The sequence below is a fragment of the Acinetobacter sp. R933-2 genome, from assembly GCF_030325485.1.
Classification (GTDB): domain Bacteria; phylum Pseudomonadota; class Gammaproteobacteria; order Pseudomonadales; family Moraxellaceae; genus Acinetobacter; species Acinetobacter sichuanensis.
Window position 1 is genome coordinate 1 of sequence record NZ_JACAIJ010000043.1, and the last position, 3,318, is coordinate 3,318.

A 3,318-nucleotide genomic window follows, 5' to 3' on the forward strand; every position below is an offset into this window, starting at 1 on the left:
GCGGAAAGTTCTTTTACCCTCAGCCGAAATGCCTGCCGTTGCTAGACATTGCCAGCCAGTGCCCGTCACTCCCACTCGATTGTAAACAAGCACACAAAACCCTTTAGTGACAACAATTTGCAAGAACTATCAGGCTCAGTGCCATGAAAAATACCATGACCAGATCATGAGGTTGAACACGGCTTGCGCCGGCAGCGTTCACGCTCCTGGTCGGCGATCTCGCCCGGCTGCAATGCTAGCTCAGCATCGGTCATGCGCTCCAGCACGTCGCGTAGGCGGATGGTGCAAGGAATGGGCGGCAGCTCGAACTCATAGCCGCCGGCGATCATTTCGGCCGCAATCTCCTCGGTGATGAAAAACGGCTCGTCGTCTTGGTTCGGCTTCTTCATGCCCTTTCCTCCTGGCGCTCATCCTGGCCGACAGCGGCCAGGGCATCGGCTTCCGTCAATGCGTCCTCCACGAACGCGCCGTGCTGCTTCGCTTCGGCCTGGCTGACCTCGGCCCATATCCGTTTCACCTGGGCCGCACTGTACCCGGCCAGCTCGGCGGTCTTGTTGATGCTGTAGCCGGACTTGCGCAGCGCGACAACTTGGGCGCGGCGCTTCGGATCAGCACGGCGGCCCTTGTACCGCCCGGCCTGGCGGGCCAACTCAATGCCTTGGCGCTGGCGTTCGCGCCTGTCCTCGTAGTCGTCGCGGGCCATCTGCAAGGCCAGGCGAAAAAGCATGATCTGCACGGCTTCCAGCACGATCTTGGCGACGCCCTGGGCCTCGGCCGCCAGGTCGGATAGATCGACCACGCCAGGGACGGCCAGGCGTGCGCCTTTGGCCTGTATCGAGGCCACCAGGCGCTCGGCCTCGGGCAAAGGTAGGCGGCTGATGCGGTCGATCTTCTCGGCAATGACCACCTCGCCGGGCTGTAGGTCGCCGATCATGCGCAGCAGCTCAGGCCGGTCGGCGCGTGCGCCGGATGCCTTCTCACGGTAGATGCCGGCGACGTAGTAGCCGGCGGCCTTCGCGGCCGTAGTGATCGCCTCTTGGCGTTCCAAGTCCTGCGCGTCGGTGCTGACGCGCAGATAGACCCGCGCCACCATCGGCGCGGCTACTGGCTTCGTCCTGCGCATACTTGCGGGCTCCTTTGGGCATACTCAAATGCACCCATCTTAAACTGGCAGCTAATGTACAAAAGTTGATAGAAGCACACAAGTTCAATTTTGCACTTCTGCCCCACTATTGCAAAACTGCTTGTTAGTAGCCGTTTTTTCTTACTGTTTATAGATTCAATAATTTTTGAAACGAAAAATTGGGACTAAACATTTCGGTTTCGTTTTCTGTCGATTCGTCCTGCGTATCTTTTGCATAAACAAACATTTGTTGTTCGTAGTTTTCGATGGCATTTTCAATACTTGTAAATTCTCCGTTTGTAAGGTTTTCAGACAATATCAAAGCATCCAATAATCCCGTATTTACACCCTGTCCTGCAAAAGGCGACATCAAATGAGCAGCATCGCCAATCATTGTTATGGGTAATGGACGGTTACTTTTCCAATCATTGTTCAAAGGAAATTTCCTTGTGGGCAAGCATTGAAATGTTGATACCGAACGTATTAATTGTTTGTAAACTTCACTCCATTTGGAAAATCTTTTCAATAAAAAATCGGCAACGCTGTTTCTGTCCTGAAAATCTAAGGGAATTTTATTTTTCCATTCATCGGGCGTTTTAAAACTAATTCCTAAATACAATGCACCATTATTATTGGGATTGGCAAACAATAAAATGCCCTGATGTCCCGCCATTAATCGGTTGCCGTTGCATAGCTGAAAAAATCCGGGACAGTTTATTTCCGGTTGAAGAATATCAGCTTGGATGTTGAAAGTACCGGTTTCTTCAACTTGCGTGTCGGTAACAAAGCTCCTTATTTTCGACATTCCACCATTGGCAAGAATAACCAAATCTGCTGTTTCACTCGGTTTATTCTCAAAAGTTAGTGTCCACTTCTTCTTACCAGGTTCAAGCATAACAAGTTTTCTATCCCAAATAACCGTGTCGTTTTCTAAACTATTCAACAAGATAGCCCTTAAGTCATTTCTGTTTATTTCAGGATTGTCAAATCGATTTTCGGGCTTTACATTTTTTGTGGATAAAATATTGCCTTTTTCATCAGCAATATTTACACCCATTGGTAAGGCTAAGTCATAATAAGTTTGTAACAATCCCGCTTTTTTCATTGCTTCCTGACCTGAACCTTTGTGTAGGTCAAGGGTTCCACCAAAAATTCTTGCCTCTCGGTCGTTGTCTCTTTCGTAAACTGAAACGTCTATGCCGTTTTGCTGTAATAATTTTGCCATAGTCAGTCCAACGGGTCCACCACCAATTATTGCAACGTTCTTATCACTAAGTAAATTCATTTGTTTGTCCGTATCTATTCGCATTGTCATTCAAAAATGGCACATAACAAGTGGCTATACGCCAAATGGCGTATATATCCACTATATCTTATTTTGCTAAACCTTTCATTATCAGTGACAAATCCGTTTTCAACCGTTTACCGTTCGTTTCTACTCTCTCAAAAGGATTTATATTCATAGTGCTTTTTGTTAAGTTTTGCTCAAATATACAAATCCTTTCTATATATCTAACAAATCCATCGGACTTTTTAATTGTTCCATTCCCTTGGTGGTAATATGTGTATAAACCTCAGTTGTTTTACTGCTTGAATGACCTAACAACGATTGAATATAACGTAAACTCGTACCATTCTCAAGCAAATGCGTTGCAAAGCTATGTCGTAAGGTATGTACAGTAACTTCCTTTTGAATCTTTGCTTTTAAAACAGCTGCTTTAAAAATGTTTTGAATACTTCGGCTTGAGTATGCGCCACCTTTTTGACCTTCAAATAAATAATCTTTTGGTTTATATTCCATAAAGTATGTTCTTAAAATAATTAATGTTTTCTCAGATAAAATGGTATAACGATCTCTTTTTCCTTTTGACTGTTCTATACGAATTTGCATGCGCTTGGAGTCAATGTCTTTTATTTTCAGGTTTATACATTCAGAAATGCGCAAACCTGCCGAATAAATAGTCATCAGAATAGCCTTGTGTTTCACGTTTTCAATAGCGCGTAGTACCCGAATGGTTTCTTCTTCACTCATCACAACAGGAAGTGTTTTTTCTTTTTTTGGTCTTTCGATGAAATATGTTTTCCGTTGTCCACCCAAAACACGTTCGTAATAAAACTGGCACTGTTGCAAAGTTAGCGATGAGGCAGCCTTTTGTCTTATTCAAAGGCCTTACATTTCAAAAACTCTGCTTACC

The 3,318-nt window shown here is 45.5% G+C and carries 4 protein-coding genes; all 4 read right to left on the reverse strand.

Features of this window, described 5'->3' with window-relative positions; all coding sequences use genetic code 11:
* Positions 1–164 precede the first annotated feature (164 nt).
* The gene (locus HX005_RS19415) at positions 165–389 is read right to left on the reverse strand and encodes a hypothetical protein (protein ID WP_000743213.1); all 225 of its coding nucleotides are present in this window, start codon (positions 387–389) and stop codon (positions 165–167) included.
* The gene (locus tag HX005_RS19420; RefSeq protein WP_001366550.1) at positions 386–1,123 is read right to left on the reverse strand and encodes a recombinase family protein; all 738 of its coding nucleotides are present in this window, start codon (positions 1,121–1,123) and stop codon (positions 386–388) included. Before HX005_RS19420 ends, HX005_RS19415 begins: the two co-directional genes overlap by 4 nt.
* A gap of 148 nt (positions 1,124–1,271) precedes the next feature.
* Positions 1,272–2,438, reverse strand: a complete 1,167-nt coding sequence (locus HX005_RS19425) for a tetracycline-inactivating monooxygenase Tet(X3) (RefSeq protein ID WP_024160783.1) — start codon at positions 2,436–2,438, stop codon at positions 1,272–1,274.
* A 189-nt stretch (positions 2,439–2,627) separates the two neighbouring features.
* Positions 2,628–3,221, reverse strand: a complete 594-nt coding sequence (locus HX005_RS19430; RefSeq protein ID WP_205779272.1) for a phage lytic cycle repressor MrpR family protein — start codon at positions 3,219–3,221, stop codon at positions 2,628–2,630.
* Positions 3,222–3,318 lie beyond the last annotated feature (97 nt).